A 17,126-nucleotide genomic window follows, 5' to 3' on the forward strand; every position below is an offset into this window, starting at 1 on the left:
TTCGCGTCACCGGAGCGCCCGATCCTGACGCCACCTTCTTGATCAACGCTGCGCGGGCGGGGCGGGAGTGCCGGTAGGGTCCGACGGGTGGAGGAGTTCGTACCGCTCGCGGAGCGGATCGTGGAGGCTTTGCTCGCCAGTCGGCCGGGGCTCGCCGGCTCGGCCGGGGACCACCGGTACGACGACCGGCTGCCGGATCTCTCGGCCGACGCCGTCGCCGCCGACCGGGCGATGCTGCGGGACGCCGGTGACGCGCTCGCCGAGATCGACCCGGACGCCCTGGCCGTCGAGGAGTCCGTCGACCACGCCCTGCTGACCGTGCTGGTGGACCGGGCGCTGTTCGAGACCACGGAGGTCCGGGCGCACGAGTGGGACCCGTTGGCACACAATCCGGGCCCGCTGCTGCACGCGCTGGCGGCCCGCCCGTACGCGCCCGTCGAGGTGCGGCTGGAGAGCCTCGCCGGACGGCTCGCCGCCGTACCGGACGCCCTCGCCACCGCCCGCGCGACGCTGCGCGACATGCCGCGGATCCACGCCGAGACGGCGGTCGGGCAGTTCACCGGCACGGCGGCCCTGATCCGCGACGAGGTGCCGGCGCTGCTCGCCCAGGCGCCGGCCGCCCACGACCGGGTCGAGCCGGCCGCCACGGCGGCGATCGCCGCGTGCGAGGAGTTCGTCGCCTGGCTCCGCGCCGGGCTGGCCGCCGACCCCGGCCCCGGACCGGACCCCCGCCTCGGCCGCCGCCGGTGGGAGGCGCGGCTCTGGCACACCCTCGACACCGAGCTGGGCGCCGCCGAGGTCCAGCGCCGCGCCTGGGCCAACCTGGACCGGGTCACCGAGGAGATCCGCGCGGCGGCCGTCGAGCTGGTCGGTGGTCCCGCCGACGACGAGACGGTCCGCCGGGCGCTGGACCTGCTCGCCGCCGAGCACCCCGACAACGGGACCATCGTGGACCTCGCCTCGGTCACCCTCGACGAGGCGAGTGACTTCGTCCGGGCACACGACCTGGTGACGCTCGTCGACGACCCGTGCGTGATCCAGGAGATGCCGGAGTTCGCGCGGGGCGTGGCGGTCGCCTACTGCGACTCGCCGGGACCGTTGGAGACGACGGCCCTGCCGACCTTCTACTGCATCGCGCCGACCCCGGAGGACTGGCCGGCGCACCGGGTGGAGTCGTTCTACCGCGAGTACAACGACCACATGATCCGCAACCTGACCGTGCACGAGGCGATGCCGGGGCACTTCCTCCAGCTCGCGCACGCCCGCCGGTACGTCGGCTCGACCCGGGTCCGCCCGCTCACCGAGTCCGGCGTGTTCATCGAGGGCTGGGCGGTGTACGCCGAGGAGCTGATGGCCGGCCTCGGCTTCGGCGGTCTCCCGGTGCGGATGCAGCAGCTCAAGATGCAGCTGCGGATGACCATCAACGCGCTGCTGGACCAGCTGGTGCACTGCGAGGGGATGACCGAGGCCGACGCCATGGCGCTGATGACCGGGCGCGGCTTCCAGGAGGAGGGCGAGGCGGCCGGCAAGTGGCGTCGGGCGTTGCTCACCTCGACCCAGCTCTCCACGTACTTCGTCGGGTGGAGCGAGATGGCCGACATCGCCCGGGCCCGGCCGGACGGCGTGTCGGTGCGGGACTGGCACGACGCGATGCTCGCCCACGACTGCCCACCGCCGCGCCACCTCCGCACCCTGCTGGGCGTGTAAGGAAGGGCCCCTTATTAACGCCTGCGGTAGAGGAAGGGCCCCTTCTTAACACAGGTGGCGGGGCGGGAAGCGGCGGGCCTCACGCCGGCGGGGTCGGCGGGGGCGCTGGAGGTACGGCGACCGCGTCGATCAGCCAGCGGGAGATCGAGTACGCCGGGGGCAGCTCCACCGGCAGTGCGTCCAGTGGGAAGAACCGCGCCTCGGTCAGCTCCTTCCCGTCCACCACCGGCCCGGCGGCAGGGTCACCGGAGCGGGCGGTGAAGCCGACCAGTAGCGTGCCCGGGCCGGACATCGCCCACGGCTGGCTGCCGAAGTACCGCAGCCCGTCGACGGTGAGCCCCACCTCCTCGCCGGCCTCCCGGCGTACGGCGGCCTCCAGCGTCTCCCCGGCGTCGACGAACCCGGCCACCAGGGCCCACAGGTCGGTCGGCCCGTACGCGTGCCGGACCAGGAGCAGCTCGTCGGGGTGGCCGGCCGGTCCGGGGCGGGTGATCGCCACCAGGACGGCGGCGGAGAGCTGCATCGGCACGTACAGGTCGCAGTCGGGGCAGCGTTTCGCGGACTCGCCCGGCACGTCGGCCAGCTCGGCCCGGCAGGCGCCGCACCACCGGTGCGTACGCCGCCAGGTGACCACCGCGAGGGCACGTCCGGCGAGCGTGGCGAGCGGCTCGGGCAGCTCGGCGGCGATGCCGGCCCAGCTCCGCCACCGGTGGGGACTGTCCTCGATGGACGGCACCTCGGTCGCCCAGGCGGGCCGCCCGTCGAGCGTGCCGAGGGGAACCCAGGTGGTGTCGGCCGGCAGGTCGGCGACCCGGAGCAGGCCGCCGTCGTCGCGGGTGCGGAGCTTGCGCCCGGCGACCGGCAGGGCGACATCGGTCGGCGCGGGGGCCGCCGAGCCGTTGGCTCCGGGTACGAAGCCGGCTGCGGTCACGGGGTGGCCGTACGGCGGTCCACCACGCCGGCGCCGGGCGGCAGCTCGAACGCGTCGCCGTCGACGGCGTCCCGGTAGTCGGTCATGGCCAGCTCGACCCGCTCGCCGTCGACCTCCCCGGTGAAGCTGCCCAGCGCGCCCTCGGTCGTCACGCAGGCGGAGAAGTCCCCGGCGGACTGCTGGACGTCGACGCACGTGGCGTGTCGGCCGGCCAGGGTGGTGTCACTCTGCGTGATGACGGCCTCGGGGTCGAGCGCGGCGGTGGTCAGCAGTTGCATGACCACCGGCGGGGTGACCAGGCCGTGCTCCTTGGCCTCGGTGAAGAGGGTGACCGACGGCTTGGCGTTGGCGGTCGGTGGTGCCTCCAGGGTGCAGACCGCACGGCTGGCGGCGGTCTCGCAGCGGGCCGTGGCGTCCTCGGTGACGGTCAGCTTCCCGCCCGGCCACGTGTACGCCGAGCGGGCCGGGTCCTGCGCCTGGGCGATGGTGGCGGTCTGCCCGGCGGGGAGCTGGTACTCGGCCGAGTAGGTCAGGGTCAGCGACCGGTCGAGCCGGATGGCGAGGTCGTTGACGAGGTCGGACCGCCCGATGGCCCGGCCGGCGTCGTCGAGGGTCTGGCAGCCGGTGATGGTGAGCGACGCGATGACCGACACGGCGAGCAGGCGGAGAGTGGTCGAGGCGGCGGGCATGGCGACCAGCCTTGCCGATCGGATCAACCGCGCGCAAACCCGTTGCCGGTTGACGCCCGAGAATACGGGAATGTCCGTCGTGCGGGACGGGTCTCGGTACGTCGGTCACGGGCAACTGGCGTACCGCCGGGTACGGCAGGCGACGCGGCGCGGGCGGCCGGCGCCCGATACGCTGCGTGGCAACACCTGCCCCAGCCGCACCGTCGCGGCCCATAACGGACCGGCACACACAAACGAGGAGCGACTCAGTGGCAACCATCGAGGGAATCGTCGCCCGGGAGATTCTCGACTCGCGGGGCAACCCGACGGTCGAGGTCGAGGTCGGGCTCGACGACGGCACGATCGCCCGCGCGGCGGTGCCGTCCGGCGCTTCCACCGGCGCCTTCGAGGCGATCGAGCTGCGCGACGGTGACAAGGACCGCTACCTGGGCAAGGGTGTCGAAAACGCGGTCGCCAACATCGAGGACAAGATCGTCGACGAGCTCGTCGGCTACGAGGCCAGCGAGCAGCGGCTCATCGACCAGAAGATGCTCGACATCGACGGCACCGACAACAAGGGCGGGCTGGGCGCGAACGCGATCCTGGGCGTCTCCCTGGCGGTGGCGAAGGCGGCGGCCGGCAGCGCCGAGCTGAGCCTCTTCCGTTACCTGGGCGGCCCGAACGCGCACCTGCTGCCGGTCCCGATGATGAACATCCTGAACGGTGGCGCGCACGCCGACTCGAACGTCGACGTCCAGGAGTTCATGGTCGCGCCGATCGGCGCGCCGAGCTTCCGGGAGGCCCTGCGCTCCGGCGCGGAGGTGTACCACGCACTGAAGTCGGTGCTGAAGAAGAAGGGCCTCTCCACCGGCCTGGGCGACGAGGGCGGTTTCGCGCCGAACCTGCCGACCAACGCCGCGGCCCTGGACCTGATCGCGGAGGCCGTCGAGAAGGCCGGCTACCGCCTCGGCACCGACATCGTCTTCGCGCTGGACGTCGCGGCCACGGAGTTCTTCGACAACGGCACCTACACGTTCGAGGGCGCCGCGAAGACCGCCGAGGAGATGAGCACGTACTACACCAAGCTCGCCGACGAGTACCCGATCGTGTCGATCGAGGACCCGCTGGCGGAGGACGACTGGACCGGCTGGCAGACCCTCACCGCGTCCATCGGTGACCGGGTCCAGATCGTCGGCGACGACCTCTTCGTCACCAACCCGCAGCGGATCGCCCGGGGCATCGCCGAGAAGGCCGCCAACGCCGTGCTGGTGAAGGTCAACCAGATCGGTTCGCTCACCGAGACGCTCGACGCGGTGGACCTTGCCCACCGGGCCGGCTTCAGGTGCATGATGAGCCACCGGTCCGGCGAGACCGAGGACACCACCATCGCCGACCTGGCGGTCGCCACCGGCTGCGGCCAGATCAAGACTGGCGCGCCGGCCCGTTCGGACCGCGTCGCGAAGTACAACCAGCTCCTGCGGATCGAGGAGGAGCTGGCCGACGCGGCGCGCTACGCGGGTGTCGGCGCGTTCCCGCGTTACCGTTCGGCCTGAGCCACGGGGATCCTCGGGGGAGGGGTGTGACGATGCAGCAGCGCCGCACACCGGGTGGTCAGCGTCCCGCCCGCCGGCCGGGTCAGCCCGGCCGGCCGGGCGGTGCCCGCGGCGCCCGGACGCCGGCCCGGGAGGGTGGTGTCCGCGCGGAGCCGCGCGCGACCCCCGGCCGCGCTCCGGGTGCCACCCGGGCGACCGATGGCGTACGCGCCACGAACCGCCCCGCCGCGGCCCGGCGTACGGCGGCCGGCACCGTCAAGCGGCTCTCCGCTCCCCACCCCCGGGGCTTCACCGGGCGCGCCACCGTGCTGTTCGCGGTGCTGATCGCGCTCGCCCTGGGCTACACCTACCCGGTCCGGGTCTACCTGGACCAGCAGGCCGACATCGAGCGGATGGAGGCGGCACAGGCCGCCCAGCGCCAGGCGATCGAGGAGCTGTCCGTCCAGGCGGCGAAGTGGAAGGACAAGAGGTACATCGAGATCCAGGCCCGGGAACGCTTCGGGATGGGCTATCCGGGCGAGAAGCTGCTGATCGTGCTCGACGACCCGGACGGCGCCGCGCGGGACGCGGGGAAGCCCGCGCCGTCCGGGCAGCCGACCGAGCCCGACCCCTGGTACGACACCCTGTGGTCGAGCGTGCAGGGCGCGAACGCCGCCCAACCCGACCAGTGAGCAAGCACCACCAGCACCGGACGAGAGATGGAACACCGTGACTGTCGTACCACCGCAGGAGCCGGCGGCGGCCTCCGTACCCCTGCCGCAGCGTGAGCCGGCCACCGAGGCCGACCTGGCCGCGGTGGCCGCGCAGCTCGGACGCCCGCCCCGCGGCACGCGGGCCGTGGCCCACCGCTGCCCCTGCGGCCTGCCCGACGTGGTGGAGACGACTCCGCGCCTGGCCGACGGCACGCCCTTCCCGACGCTGTTCTACCTGACCTGCCCGCGGGCGACCGCCGCGTGCAGCCGGCTGGAGTCGGCCGGGCTGATGAAGGAGATGGCCGACCGGCTCGCCGAGGACCCGGAGCTGGCGGCCCACTACCGGGCGGCGCACGAGGACTACCTGGCCCGGCGCGACGCGATCGGGCAGGTGCCGGAGATCGCCGGCATCTCGGCCGGCGGCATGCCGGGCCGGGTGAAGTGCCTGCACGTCCACCTCGGTCACGCGCTGGGCGCCGGGCCGGGGGTCAACCCGTTCGGTGACGAGGTGCTGGACGTCCTGGAGCCGTGGTGGAGCGCCGGTCCGTGCGTGGACGTGCCGGCGGACGAGTGACCATGGCAGGCACCGACGACATCGTGGTGCGGCGGGCCCGGACCTCCGACGTGCGGGGGATCCGGCGGTTGGTCGACACCTACACCGACGACCGGCGGCTGCTCAGCAAGGCGACGGTCACCCTCTACGAGGACGTGCAGGAGTTCCGGGTCGCGGTGACCGGCGACGGCACCGTGGTCGGCTGCGGCGCGCTGCACGTGATGTGGGAGGACCTCGCCGAGATCCGGACGGTGGCGGTGGACCCGGTCTGCCGGGGGCGCAAGATCGGGCACCGGATCGTCGGCGAGCTGATCGACGCCGCCCGGGAACTGGGCGTGGCGCGGATCTTCGTGCTGACCTTCGAGAGCCGGTTCTTCGCCTCGTTCGGCTTCCACGAGATCGACGGTGCGCCGGTGCCGCAGCCGGTGTACGAGCAGTTGCTGCGCTCGTACGACGAGGGTGTCGCCGAGTTCCTCAACCTGGAGCGGGTCAAGCCGAACACGCTCGGCAACACCCGCATGCTGCTGCGCCTGTAGTGCCGTGGGGCGGCGCCGCGGGGTAGCGCCCGTCAGCCCGCCCGGCGCGGGTGGGCGGCGAAGAAGTCCCAGATCAGCTCGGTGGCGACGAGGCCCGCGTCGGGGGCGGCGAGTTGACCGTCCGGCGCGCCGGGCCACGAGTGCCCCATGTCCGGCAGGGTGTAGACGGTGACCTCGCTGCCGTCGGCGCACGCCGCGTCGGTCCGGCTGATGCGCTTGGCCCCGCCCACCCGGGAACCGGGGGTCGACCGGCAGCCGAGTCGTCGCTGCCAGGTCCGTATGCCCTCGGTGAAGGTCTCGGCGTAGGTGTCCTGCCCGCCGATGAACGTGATCACCGAGACCGGGCTTTTCGGGACGTAGTCCTCCGGTGCGGTCAGGGGACCGCTGTAGCCACCGCTGACCACGCCGATCGCCGCGAAGACCCCGTCGGCCTCGACGGCGGCCCGGAAGCTCATGTCACCGCCGTTGGAGATCCCGGTCAGGTAGACCCGGTCCGGGTCGGCCCGCCAGGTCCGTACCAGGTGGTCGGTGAGGGCCCGGAGGAAGCCGACGTCGTCCTCCGTGCCGCAACAGATCAACGCGTTGAAGCCGCCGTGCCGTCCGTCCGGGTACGCGACCAGGATGTTCTCCCGGTCGGCCACCGCGTCCAGCCCCACCATCTCGCGGATCCCGGTGCCGCTGCCCGGGTAGAAGTGCAGCGCGATCACCAGCGCGGTGGGTCGGGTCGGGTCGTAGCCGGGCGGTGCGTACAGCAGGTAGGTGCGTTTCGCTCCACCGTGCTCCAGGCTCAACAGGTGCTCGCCGGCGGCGGGCTGTTCGACCGGAATCGAGGGGGGCGGGGTGCGCGCCGCCGGGCCAGCCCTCTCTGCCCCGCACGCCCCGGCGGTCGTGACCATCAACAGCCCCGTCAGCACTGCCATCGTCCGCCGCACGCCCGCCCCTCTCGTGAACCCCGGTCCACTCTGGAACGCGACCGCGAGCCGGCTCAAGCCTTTCGGTTCAGGCCGAAGGCCGGCAGGCTGTCCGTATGCTTCGCCTTCAGCTCGGGTCGGCGGACCTGTGCCGGGTGCGGTTCGCCGACCGGCTGCACCCGGTCGGCATGGCGATGATGGCCGGCCAGGCGCTGCGCGATCCCACCGGATCCGTCATGGCGCCGGCCCTGGCCGATCGCGCGGTGGCGGCCGGGGCGGACGGGGTGACGGGGGCGGCCGCCACGATGCTGCGGCACCTGCTGCCCGCCCGGGGACGACTGCCGGACTTCCTCACGCCGTTCGACGGGCTGGAGTCGGTGACGGCCGGCGTGGAGGCGATCCGGGCCACCTCGGCCCGCCGGATCCGCGCCGAGGTCACCGCGGCGTACGCCGACGTGGCCGCCTCGCCGCTGCGACGCCGGTTCGCGGCGGCCGACCCGGAGGCGCTGAACCTGTTCGGCCGGGCCGTGGACACCTGGTTCGGGGCCGTGCTCGCGCCGCACTGGGCCGAGTTGACGGCGGCGCACCGGCAGCAGGTGGCCGGCGCCGCCCAGCGGTTGACCATGGGCGGCCTGGCCGGCCTGTTCGCCGGGCTGCATCCGGCGATCCGGTGGCGGCCCCCGGTGCTGGAGGTGCGGACCTGGTGGAGCGGGGAGGTGACCGGCACCGGTCACGGGATGCTCCTGCTGCCGACACCGCTGGCCGGTCCGCTGCCGCGGGTGCTGGTCCAGCCGGGGCACCCGATCCTGCTGGTCTATCCTGCACCGATGCCGCCCCGCGTCGCCAGCCCGACAAGCGAGGCTCTCGGCCGTCTCCTCGGCACCACCCGCGCGGTGGTGTTGCGGCGGCTGGCGGAGTCCGGCGGGCTGAGCACCACCGAGCTCGCCGACGCCGCCGGGGTGGGCCTGTCATCGGCGTCCGAGCATGCGACGGCGCTGCGGGCGGCCGGTCTCGTCACCAGTGACCGGCACGGCGGGGCGGTCCGGCACCGGTTGACGCCGCTCGGCGCACACCTGCTCGGCGAGGTCCCCGAGGCGTCGGTGGCCGGCGTCGCGGCGCCTCCGGCGACCGGTACGGTCCGGAGCGACCTGCCGTAGGGTTGGGCGCGTGACGACGCGCGTCGCCGCCATCGACTGCGGCACCAACTCCATCCGGCTCCTGGTGGCCGACCTGCCCGACGCCGACGCCGGGCCGGAGGCGCCGCTGACCGACCTGAGCCGGCGGATGGAGATCGTCCGCCTCGGCCAGGGCGTCGACCGGACCGGCCGACTCGCGCCGGAGGCGATCGAGCGGACCCGGGTGGCGCTCGCCGACTACGCCGAGGAGATCGGCAAGCTGGGCGCCGAGCGGGTCCGCATGTGCGCCACCTCGGCCTCCCGGGACGCCTCCAACGCCGGCGACTTCCGGGCGATGGTGGAGCAGACCTTGGGCGTGGCCCCGGAGGTGGTGACCGGGGACGAGGAGGCGCGGCTCTCGTTCACCGGCGCGGTGCGCGGGCTGCCGGCCGACGCGCGGGAGCCGTACCTCGTGATCGACATCGGCGGCGGCTCGACCGAGTTCGTGGTGGGCACCCGCTCCGGCGGTGTCCAGGCGGCGATCTCGATGGACATCGGGTGCGTCCGGATGACCGAACGGCACCTGCACGGCGACCCGCCGAGCCTGGACGAGGTCGCCGCCGCGCAGGCCGACATCGCGGTGGCGGTGGACCGCGCGCTGGAGGCCGTCCCCGGCCGCGGGGCCGCCACGCTGGTCGGCCTCGCCGGGTCGGTCACCACCGTCGTCGCGATCGCCCAGGACCTCCGGGAGTACGACCCGGAGCGCATCCACCACGCCCGCGTGCCGTACGACCGGGTGGCCGACGTGACCGCCGACCTGCTGGCGCAGACGCGCGAGCAGCGGTTGGCGATCCCGGTGATGCACCCGGGCCGGGCGGACGTGATCGGTGCCGGGGCGCTGGTGCTGCGGGTGATCATGGAGCGGGCCGGGATGGACGCGGTCGTCGCCTCCGAGCACGACATCCTCGACGGCATCGCCTGGAGCCTGCTCTAGGGTTTCCGTCCCGGGCATGATCCGCCCGGTCTCGGGCGCGATTCCCCTGGTTCCGGGCATGATCGACTCGACGTCATTGATATCGGGGTGTCCGGGGACGGGTTTCAGCCCGACTTCACTGACATCGAGTGGATCAACGCCGGGCGACCGTCAGTCCGTCGCCAACTCGGGCCGGTGCTCCCGAATCCACGCCTCCACGTCCGACTTCCGCCAAATCTTCCCCATTGCCAGCACGGCGATCGGCTCCGGGAAGTTTCGCTGGTTGGCGATCACGGACGCGCGCTGGCGTGAGACGTTGCCGAGCATCGCTCGGATCTCCGACACGCCTACAAGCTCCACAGGTTGACGATCGCAGCGTCGGAGTCCGTGAACGGCGACAACTGCGGAGGTTGTTGACAGTGACAATAGCGGTCGACATTATCGAGGTATGCCCACGCCGAACGTCTCGCCCGTACACGATCGTCAACGCCGCGCGGTCCGGCCGCACCTGCCGATGCGACCGCTCTGGCGTTGCCGGGTGTGCGCGGGGCCGTGGCCGTGCCAGCCGGCCCGGCTGCTTCTCCTCATGGATTACCGGCGCGACCGCGTGGGGCTGGCTGTCTAGATGGCCACCTGTCTGTTCGACGCGACCGCCGACCTGACGACCCTCAACCCGAATCCCGGGCCCTCCCCTGAGGACCTGTGCGAACGGTTCGTCGGCTGGACGGGCCGCCGCGACTACCACGGGCAGAATCCGGGAGCGCCGGTCACCTGGTCGCCGCCCCAGGGGTCGCGGTCGGTTCGGTGAACGGCAGACCCGCCGGCCGTTCGGGGACGGTCGGCCGGCAGCGCGGGTCCAGCACCGGCGCGGGGCGGCGCAGCCGACCGGCACCGGAGAGCACCGAGTCCTCGATGTGCAGGTCGAACACGAAGAGCCGGTAGCGGGCGGTCTGCCCCTCGTCCGGGCACAGAACCCGGTCGGCGACGCGGCCGTTGGGGATGAACTCGACGCCGCCACTGCTGCGCAGGACGACGGTGGTGGTGTCGTTCACCTCGACCACGTGGCCCCGGACGGGTTGCGGCGGATCGTCACCCTCGCCGGTCACGGCGACCACGCCGCGCGGCAGTACCGGGGCGGTGAAGACCGGTGCCGCCGCCAGCACCACCAGTGCCAGGGCGGCCACCTGCGCCACCGAGGCGAACGGCCGGGCCAGGCCGGCGGGGATCGGGCGGGTGGCGCCGAGCGCGAACAGCACGGGCGGGGCGAGGACGAGCAGGGCCGGTACGACGTACCACGCCAGGACCGCCGACACGGCGACCGGTCCGAACGCGGCCAGGTAGGCCACGGCGGCGAGCAGCCAGCCGATGCGGTGGCGGCGGGTCGGGTGCACGCCGAACGCGGCGCCCGCCGCGAGCAGCAGCAGTGGCAGGTAGAGCAGTTGCCAGGTGAGCGCGGCCAGGGCGAAGGCCAGGATCCGCAGCCACCGGGGCGCGGCCCAGGAGAGCTGGGCGAACAGGGAGTTCCAGGTCAGGGTGGCGCTGCCGGAGCGCCGCCCGCGGCGGGTGACCGCGCCGACGGCGAAGACGGCCACCAGTGCCGCCGAGACCAGCCAGGTGGCGGTGACCACCAGGCTGGCGAGCAGGTTCACCGGCCCGACGTTGGCCACCAGCAGCAGGGTGGTCTCCAGGTCGCCGGCCTCCGCCCAGAGCCGGAGCACCGAGACCAGGGCGGGCAGGCCGACCGCGACGGTCCAGAACGCCTCCCGGTCGAACGGCCGGTCCGAGATCGGAGGCGGGGCCGCGTCGACGGCCGGGGACGGGGTGGCCGGACGCTCCACCATGCTCACCGGCGGGCGCGGCGGCGCGTACGGGCGGCCGTACCGGCGGTCGACCGACCCGGGGGAAGGGCCGATTCACCGGGCGGGCCGAGAGCGACGTCCTTCTGGTACCGGTCCTGGTAGTCGCGCAGGCGCTGATAGTCGTGGGGCTTGGGTTGGCGGCGGTCCCCGAGCACCTTCGACAGCGTCTTGTCCCACGCCTTCTGCCAGGCGCCGCTCTCGCCGCGCTCGTAGCTGTCCAGCAGGAAGTTGCGGATCACCATGCGCAGGTGCTCGTCGTCGTTGGCGACCGCGATGCCGTACTCCTCGGTCTGGTCGAGGACCAGCTCGACCAGTTCGAGCTTGGCGCCGTGCCGGTCCTTGTAGCCGGCGAGCACGGCCTGGTCGAGCATGAAGGCGTCGTACCGGTTCTCCAGCAGACCGTTCACGCACTGCTCGCTGGACGCCACGCCGTCGAAGCCCTTGATCTCGTGGGCGCGCAGGGCCCGTTCGGAGGTGGAGCTGCCCACGGTGCAGAGCCGCGCGCCGAGGTCGCCGATCTGGCGCATGCTGACCGGGTCGCTGCCGAAGTGCCCGGGCCGGGTGAGGAGTTCCGGCTGGGTGAGCAGGTACGGTTTGGCGAAGTTCACCTCCAGCTCCCGGGGCGGGGTGAACGAGTAGGTCGCCACGACCACGTCGACGACGTCGTTGTTGAGGTCGACGCTTCGTCTCTGCACCTGCGTCTCCACGAGGTGCACCTGGTCGTCCTTGAAGCCCAGGTAGTGCGCGAGTTCCCGGATCAGCTCGATCTGGAAACCCTGGTGGTCCTTGAGGGACGTCGAGGCTCGCTTGGTGGGGGCGGCCCAGCTCAGCAGCGGCTCGTCCTTGAAGATGCCCACGCGCAGGACGACCCGGTCCGCACCGAGACCGGACCGGTCGAGGTAGGCGTCGACCGTGTCGTCGTCGGAGGCGATCAACCCCCAGGACGTCGTACCGATCGCGAGCAGCAGCGCCGTGGCGGAGGCCAGCACCGCGGCCTTCGCCTTGCGGGACAGCTCCGAGAACTGTCGGCGGATGTCGGTCACGTCGGCCCTTCCTGTGGTCGGCGAGTGATCCAGCGACATCATCGGCGCCCAGCGGGATTTCATTGAAGCCCAACGCCGCCATTCCGACTCAGCCGATCGCTGGCGCTACTACGCATTGCGCAGTACTCTGCTTCGCGTGGACACCACACAACTACTCAAGGGCGTGCTGGACCTCGCGGTCCTCGCCGTGCTCCGCGAGTCCGACGGCTACGGCTACGACATCCTGCGCCGGCTCCGCGAGGCCGGGCTGGAGGAGGTCGGTGACGCCTCCGTCTACGGCACGCTGCGCCGGCTCTTCGCCGCCGGCCTGCTGACCACCTACGTCGTGCCGAGCGAGTCCGGGCCGCACCGCAAGTACTACGCACTCAACGCCGCCGGCCGGGACCAGCTCACCCGGTCCGGCAAGCTCTGGCGCTCGTTCGCCACCACCATGGACACGCTGCTCGACGATCGGGGGATGGCGGCATGACCGTCACGGAGCAGGAGATCACGGACTACGTCGACCGGGTGCGGGCCGCGCTGGCCGACCTGCCGCCGCAGGTCCGCGACGAGTTGACCGAGGACCTGCCGGAGCACCTCGCCGAGGTCGCCGCCGAGGCCGAGGGCTCGCTGACCGACCGGCTCGGCGCGCCCGAGGCGTACGCCCTCGAACTGCGCGCCGCCGCCGGGGTCGGCACCGGCGGGCGGCGGGCCAACCGGCGGATGACCGCCGCCGTGAGCCGGCTGCGCGGCCGGCTGCACGCCGTCGACGTCGCTCTCGGACCACCCCTGGGGTACGCGACCGCGGGCGAATTCCTCCGGTTGCTCCGTCCGGCCTGGTGGGTGCTGCGCGGCTACCTCGCCGCCCTCCTGGTCTCCACCGTCACGGGCGCGAACTTCGGCCTGGTGCCCCGACCGTTCCTCAGCGAGTTCACCGGCCTGGTCCTTCTGGTCGCCTGCGTGCTCGCCTCGATCTGGCTCGGCCGCCGCTCCGGCGACCTGCGCCGCTGGCAGCACCGGGCGGTCCAGGTCGGCACCGTCGTCCTCGCGCTGTTCGCGCTGGTCGTCCTGGTGAACGTGGACGAGCGGGCCCGGTGGGGCAACTACGACGGATACCAGCCGATCTCCGTCGACGGCCGCTACGAGCACGTGCGCGACGTCTACGTGTACGACAGTGAGGGCCGGCTGGTGGAGAACGCCCGGCTCTTCGACCAGAACGGCGACCCGATCCGGCTCGGTTACCCGGACTGCCCCGATCCCCTCGACCCGACGGGCAACGGCAACCCGCTGCTGCGGACGTACCCGTACTGCCCCCAGGGGGCGCCCTTCGCCCCGCGCCCGCCGATTGCTCCTCCGGCGCCGGGACTGCCGCCACTGTCCACTCCGGCCCCCACCACGACGCCGGCCCCCACCACGACGCCGGGTCCGACCACCACGCCGGCCCCCACCGGCACGCCACCCGCGCCGACGGCGCCCGCGACACCGCCCGCGCCGACCGCCACCGCGCCCGCGCCGAGCGCCACCTGAGGTGTTAGGAAGGGCCCCCTCCTCTACACGAGGCGTTAACAGGGGGCCCCTTCCTTACATCTCGTCCCTGGGAAATGGCTGAACGGATGAGGGAAGCGGGGCGGCGGGGGACGTCGATGATCGTTACGGTGTCGTCTGCTCATCAACCCCTCGGAAGGAAAACCCGTGTCAGAGCAGGTCGCACCGCCCCCCGCCGCGGAAGCCGCGCAGCCCCCGGCCGGCGTCCAGGCGCCGCCGCCCGCCGAGCCGCCGGCGAAGAAGTCCGGCCGGCGCAAGGCGCTCGGCATCGTCGGCGCGATCGTCGCCTTCCTCGTCATCGCCGGTCTCAAGTTCGGTCTGGGTACGGCGATCGGCAACGTCCTGAACAAGGACGAGACGGCCGAGGCCAAGGCCGGCGACTGCATCGCCGAGCTGCCCGAGGTGACCGGCCCGGAGCAGGAGGAGGTCGACGGTGCCAAGGTCGTGGACTGTACCTCCACCGACGCCGCCTTTACGGTGGTGGGCCGGGCCGACGGGCAGACCGCGGCGCAGGCCGGCACCGGCGAGGCGTGTGAGCGGTACTTCACCGAGGGGCAGGACGGCTACGTCTTCTCCAGTGTCGAGCCCGGCAAGACGGGCTACGTGCTCTGCCTGACCAAGAAGGCCTGAGCCCAACCCCGCTGCGAGCCGTTAAGAAGGGGCCCCTCCTATACGCCAGGCGTTAAGGAGGGGCCCTTCCTTTCGCGAACGGGAGGTGAATGCCACTTCTCAGGCGTCTTCCCGGCGCGGTTCCGGCGTGGCAGGCTACCGGCACGTAGGACCACTGGGCGACCAGCCAACGTTGACTGACCGCTAGGAGGACGGGCCCATGGGCGACATGGTGAGGTACCGCGGTAACGGAGGTACGAGCGAGGGGTATCTCGCGATACCCTCCGGCGGTGCGGCCAGCCCGGCGGTCATCGTCATCCAGGACTGGTGGGGCCTCGTACCCCACGTGCGGTCGGTGGTGGACCGCTTCGCCGAGGCGGGATTCGTGGCTCTCGCGCCGGACTTCCGACGGGGTCCGGCGGTCAAGCCGAGTGAGCCCCGGCAGATGCTGAACGCCGCGCAGATGGACGAGGCCGCTGCGGACATCGCCGCCGCCGCGGAGTACCTCACCGGGCGTACCGAGGTGGCCGGCAAGGTGGGCGCCGCAGGCTTCTGCGCGGGCGCCAGCCTCGCCCTCTGGGCGGCCACCCGCTCCGAGCGGATCGTCGCCACCGCGGCCTTCTACCCGAGGCTGCCCTGGGAGGGCATGCACGCCGAGTGGCCCGACTACGCGGGCAAGGCCGCCGTCATCCACTGCTCCGAGGCCGACGGCCTCTCCGCCGACGACGGGGTGCAGGCCGCCCGCCGGGCCATCGAGGTCGCCGGTGGCACCTGCCAGACGTACGACTACCCGGGCACCAACCACGCGTTCTTCAACGAGGACCGCCCGGAGAACTTCGACCAGCGCGCCGCCGCCACCGCCTGGGCCCGCACCCTCGAACTGTTCCGGGCCAAGCTTGGCTGAGCCGCGTACCCCCGGTGAGGTCGTCGCCCGCGCCGCGCGGGCGACCGACCTCGCCGACCTGGACGGCGCGGTCAGCGACTGCTTCGCCTGCCCGCGCCTGGTCGCCTGGCGGGAGGAGGTCGCGCGGACCCGGCGGGCCGCCTTCCGGGACCAGGAGTACTGGGGCCGGCCGGTGCCCGGGTTCGGCGACCCGACCGCCCGGATCGCCGTCCTCGGGCTGGCCCCGGCGGCGCACGGCGGGAACCGCACCGGCCGCATCTTCACCGGCGACCGCTCCGGCGACGTCCTCTTCGCGGCCCTGCACCGCGCCGGCCTGGCCAACCAGCCGACGAGCGTGGCCGCCGACGACGGCCTGGCGCTGCGGGAGGTCCGGATCTTCTCCGCCGTGCGCTGCGCCCCGCCGGATAACAAGCCCACCCCGGCCGAGCGCGACACCTGCGCGCCGTGGCTGCACCGCGAGGTCTCGCTGATCCGGCCCACGCTGCGCGTCGTGGTCGCGCTGGGTGCCTTCGCCTGGGCCGCGTGGTGGCCGGTGCTCCGCCACGTGTACGACCTGGGTCCGCCCAGCCCGCGACCCGCGTTCGGGCATGGGGCACACTGGTCCGGCACGGCCGCACCGGAACTCCTCGGCTGCTACCACGTCAGCCAGCAGAACACCTTCACGGGGCGGCTCACACCAGGGATGCTGGACGACGTGTTCGCCCGGGCGAAGCAGTTGGCCGGGGTGGACTGAGGCTGCGGGACGGTGGCGATGACGGAGGAGAACGCGCCGGCCCGAGCCGTACGCCCCGGCCGCCCGGAGGTGACCGCGGTGGACCTCGACACGCTGCGCAGATGGTGGCCCGTCGCGGCGGTGGCTCTGCTGCTCGCCGTCGTCACGGTGACGGCCGCCCACTCCTCGCTCGGCGCGAGCCGCATCCCGACGGCGGTCGAGGAGGTGCCCTTCCTGCCCGAGTACCCCACCGCCGAGCCGGTCCCGTCGATCCCGGTGGAGCCGCGCGACGCGGTGGAGACGACGGGGGCCTCCGTTCCGGGGTGGATCGCCACGGCGGCCCTGGTCCTGCTGGGTCTCGCCGTCCTCGTCGTGTTCGGCTGGCTCGCCTGGACGCTGGTCCGCGGTGCGATCCGGCGGACCACCCGGGCGTTGCCGTCCCGGGCTCCCCACCGCGACACCGGGGGCACCGCCCGCGAGGTGGTCGCGGCGCTGGACGCCGGTCTGGTCGAACTGGACGACGCCGACACCGATCCGCGTGTCGCGGTGATCGCCTGCTGGGTACGCCTGGAGGAGGCCGCCGCCGGCGCCGGCGTTCCCCGGCTGGCCGGGGACACCCCCACCGACCTCGTCACCCGCCTGTTGCGGGGCGACCCGGCGGCCGGTGTCCCGGCGATCGCGAGCGCCGACGTGCTGGCCGAGTTCGCCCACGTGTTCCGCGAGGCGCGGTACGCCACCCGGCCGGTCGACGAACGTACCCGGGACCAGGCCCGGGCCGCCCTGCGTCGGCTGCGCGGCGAGCTGACCGCCGTCGTGGCGGCGTGAGCGGGGTGGGG

General features: G+C 73.2%; 19 protein-coding genes. 13 read left to right on the forward strand and 6 right to left on the reverse strand.

The genetic code is table 11. From position 1 onward, the window contains the following. Nucleotides 1-87 precede the first annotated feature (87 nt). Nucleotides 88-1,707 (forward strand): DUF885 domain-containing protein, encoded by a 1,620-nt coding sequence (locus tag ACTMSW_RS01390; RefSeq protein WP_441178557.1) that lies wholly within the window; start codon nucleotides 88-90, stop codon nucleotides 1,705-1,707. A 79-nt stretch (nucleotides 1,708-1,786) separates the two neighbouring features. On the opposite strand, the gene ACTMSW_RS01395 is transcribed toward ACTMSW_RS01390, so the two are convergent. Continuing rightward, nucleotides 1,787-2,638, reverse strand: coding sequence for an NAD(+) diphosphatase (locus tag ACTMSW_RS01395; RefSeq protein ID WP_441178558.1), 852 nt, complete (start codon nucleotides 2,636-2,638; stop codon nucleotides 1,787-1,789). After that, the gene (locus ACTMSW_RS01400) at nucleotides 2,635-3,327 is read right to left on the reverse strand and encodes a hypothetical protein (protein WP_441178559.1); all 693 of its coding nucleotides are present in this window, start codon (nucleotides 3,325-3,327) and stop codon (nucleotides 2,635-2,637) included. The genes ACTMSW_RS01395 and ACTMSW_RS01400 overlap by 4 nt, the downstream gene beginning before the upstream one ends. 248 nt (nucleotides 3,328-3,575) lie before the next feature. Between ACTMSW_RS01400 and eno the strand changes: the two genes are divergently transcribed. The 4 genes from eno to ACTMSW_RS01420 are packed head-to-tail and all read left to right on the forward strand — an operon-like array spanning nucleotide 3,576 to nucleotide 6,640. Then, complete coding sequence (gene eno / locus ACTMSW_RS01405; RefSeq protein ID WP_441178561.1) at nucleotides 3,576-4,859, forward strand: phosphopyruvate hydratase; 1,284 nt, start codon at nucleotides 3,576-3,578, stop codon at nucleotides 4,857-4,859. Nucleotides 4,860-4,891: 32 nt separating this feature from the next. After that, nucleotides 4,892-5,530 (forward strand): FtsB family cell division protein, encoded by a 639-nt coding sequence (locus tag ACTMSW_RS01410; protein WP_441178562.1) that lies wholly within the window; start codon nucleotides 4,892-4,894, stop codon nucleotides 5,528-5,530. Nucleotides 5,531-5,567: 37 nt separating this feature from the next. After that, nucleotides 5,568-6,125 (forward strand): DUF501 domain-containing protein, encoded by a 558-nt coding sequence (locus ACTMSW_RS01415; RefSeq protein ID WP_441178563.1) that lies wholly within the window; start codon nucleotides 5,568-5,570, stop codon nucleotides 6,123-6,125. 2 nt (nucleotides 6,126-6,127) lie between these two features. Next, nucleotides 6,128-6,640, forward strand: a complete 513-nt coding sequence (locus ACTMSW_RS01420) for an amino-acid N-acetyltransferase (RefSeq protein ID WP_441178564.1) — start codon at nucleotides 6,128-6,130, stop codon at nucleotides 6,638-6,640. 32 nt (nucleotides 6,641-6,672) lie between these two features. Here the strand turns inward: ACTMSW_RS01420 and ACTMSW_RS01425 are convergent, their stop codons facing one another. Beyond that, a complete protein-coding gene (locus ACTMSW_RS01425; protein WP_441178565.1) occupies nucleotides 6,673-7,560 on the reverse strand; it encodes an alpha/beta hydrolase family esterase in 888 nt (295 codons plus the stop codon). A gap of 107 nt (nucleotides 7,561-7,667) precedes the next feature. Between ACTMSW_RS01425 and ACTMSW_RS01430 the strand changes: the two genes are divergently transcribed. Both ACTMSW_RS01430 and ACTMSW_RS01435 read left to right on the forward strand, forming a co-directional pair. Then, on the forward strand, nucleotides 7,668-8,708 hold the full coding sequence (locus ACTMSW_RS01430; protein ID WP_441178567.1) for an ArsR/SmtB family transcription factor: 1,041 nt from the start codon (nucleotides 7,668-7,670) through the stop codon (nucleotides 8,706-8,708). 10 nt (nucleotides 8,709-8,718) lie between these two features. Further along, nucleotides 8,719-9,660 carry a Ppx/GppA phosphatase family protein gene (locus ACTMSW_RS01435; protein WP_441178568.1) on the forward strand — a complete coding sequence of 314 codons (942 nt, stop codon included), beginning with the start codon at nucleotides 8,719-8,721 and terminating at the stop codon, nucleotides 9,658-9,660. A 150-nt stretch (nucleotides 9,661-9,810) separates the two neighbouring features. Here the strand turns inward: ACTMSW_RS01435 and ACTMSW_RS01440 are convergent, their stop codons facing one another. The 3 genes from ACTMSW_RS01440 to ACTMSW_RS01450 all read right to left on the reverse strand — a co-directional run bounded on the left by ACTMSW_RS01440 (nucleotide 9,811) and on the right by ACTMSW_RS01450 (nucleotide 12,541). After that, on the reverse strand, nucleotides 9,811-9,984 hold the full coding sequence (locus ACTMSW_RS01440; RefSeq protein ID WP_441178569.1) for a hypothetical protein: 174 nt from the start codon (nucleotides 9,982-9,984) through the stop codon (nucleotides 9,811-9,813). A gap of 422 nt (nucleotides 9,985-10,406) precedes the next feature. After that, on the reverse strand, nucleotides 10,407-11,480 hold the full coding sequence (locus ACTMSW_RS01445; RefSeq protein ID WP_441178570.1) for a hypothetical protein: 1,074 nt from the start codon (nucleotides 11,478-11,480) through the stop codon (nucleotides 10,407-10,409). A gap of 2 nt (nucleotides 11,481-11,482) precedes the next feature. Continuing rightward, a complete protein-coding gene (locus ACTMSW_RS01450; RefSeq protein WP_441178571.1) occupies nucleotides 11,483-12,541 on the reverse strand; it encodes a transporter substrate-binding domain-containing protein in 1,059 nt (352 codons plus the stop codon). Nucleotides 12,542-12,677: 136 nt separating this feature from the next. On the opposite strand from ACTMSW_RS01450, the gene ACTMSW_RS01455 reads away from it, so the two are divergent. The 6 genes from ACTMSW_RS01455 (at nucleotide 12,678) to ACTMSW_RS01480 (ending at nucleotide 17,115) form a co-directional block, all read left to right on the forward strand. After that, entirely contained in the window at nucleotides 12,678-13,010 is a 333-nt protein-coding gene (locus ACTMSW_RS01455; protein ID WP_357034836.1) for a PadR family transcriptional regulator, read from the forward strand. Then, nucleotides 13,007-14,047 (forward strand): HAAS signaling domain-containing protein, encoded by a 1,041-nt coding sequence (locus ACTMSW_RS01460; RefSeq protein WP_441178572.1) that lies wholly within the window; start codon nucleotides 13,007-13,009, stop codon nucleotides 14,045-14,047. The genes ACTMSW_RS01455 and ACTMSW_RS01460 overlap by 4 nt, the downstream gene beginning before the upstream one ends. A gap of 165 nt (nucleotides 14,048-14,212) precedes the next feature. Further along, a complete protein-coding gene (locus ACTMSW_RS01465) occupies nucleotides 14,213-14,695 on the forward strand; it encodes an LppU/SCO3897 family protein (RefSeq protein WP_441178573.1) in 483 nt (160 codons plus the stop codon). Between the two features lie 199 nt (nucleotides 14,696-14,894). Then, the gene (locus ACTMSW_RS01470) at nucleotides 14,895-15,578 is read left to right on the forward strand and encodes a dienelactone hydrolase family protein (protein WP_441178574.1); all 684 of its coding nucleotides are present in this window, start codon (nucleotides 14,895-14,897) and stop codon (nucleotides 15,576-15,578) included. Continuing rightward, entirely contained in the window at nucleotides 15,571-16,311 is a 741-nt protein-coding gene (locus ACTMSW_RS01475) for a uracil-DNA glycosylase (RefSeq protein WP_441178575.1), read from the forward strand. The genes ACTMSW_RS01470 and ACTMSW_RS01475 overlap by 8 nt, the downstream gene beginning before the upstream one ends. A gap of 18 nt (nucleotides 16,312-16,329) precedes the next feature. Next, complete coding sequence (locus tag ACTMSW_RS01480; protein ID WP_441178576.1) at nucleotides 16,330-17,115, forward strand: DUF4129 domain-containing protein; 786 nt, start codon at nucleotides 16,330-16,332, stop codon at nucleotides 17,113-17,115. Nucleotides 17,116-17,126 lie beyond the last annotated feature (11 nt).

The organism is Micromonospora sp. BQ11 (genome assembly GCF_052068135.1).
GTDB lineage: Bacteria > Actinomycetota > Actinomycetes > Mycobacteriales > Micromonosporaceae > Micromonospora.

Coding starts and splice junctions, on each gene's coding strand:
- ACTMSW_RS01400 (WP_441178559.1), bottom strand. CDS start 3,327: ATGCCCGCCGCCTCGACCACTCTCCGCCTGCTCGCCGTGTCGGTCATC.
- ACTMSW_RS01410 (WP_441178562.1), top strand. CDS start 4,892: ATGCAGCAGCGCCGCACACCGGGTGGTCAGCGTCCCGCCCGCCGGCCG.
- ACTMSW_RS01420 (WP_441178564.1), top strand. CDS start 6,128: ATGGCAGGCACCGACGACATCGTGGTGCGGCGGGCCCGGACCTCCGAC.
- ACTMSW_RS01425 (WP_441178565.1), bottom strand. CDS start 7,560: ATGGCAGTGCTGACGGGGCTGTTGATGGTCACGACCGCCGGGGCGTGC.
- ACTMSW_RS01430 (WP_441178567.1), top strand. CDS start 7,668: ATGCTTCGCCTTCAGCTCGGGTCGGCGGACCTGTGCCGGGTGCGGTTC.
- ACTMSW_RS01445 (WP_441178570.1), bottom strand. CDS start 11,480: ATGGTGGAGCGTCCGGCCACCCCGTCCCCGGCCGTCGACGCGGCCCCG.
- ACTMSW_RS01460 (WP_441178572.1), top strand. CDS start 13,007: ATGACCGTCACGGAGCAGGAGATCACGGACTACGTCGACCGGGTGCGG.
- ACTMSW_RS01470 (WP_441178574.1), top strand. CDS start 14,895: ATGGGCGACATGGTGAGGTACCGCGGTAACGGAGGTACGAGCGAGGGG.
- ACTMSW_RS01480 (WP_441178576.1), top strand. CDS start 16,330: ATGACGGAGGAGAACGCGCCGGCCCGAGCCGTACGCCCCGGCCGCCCG.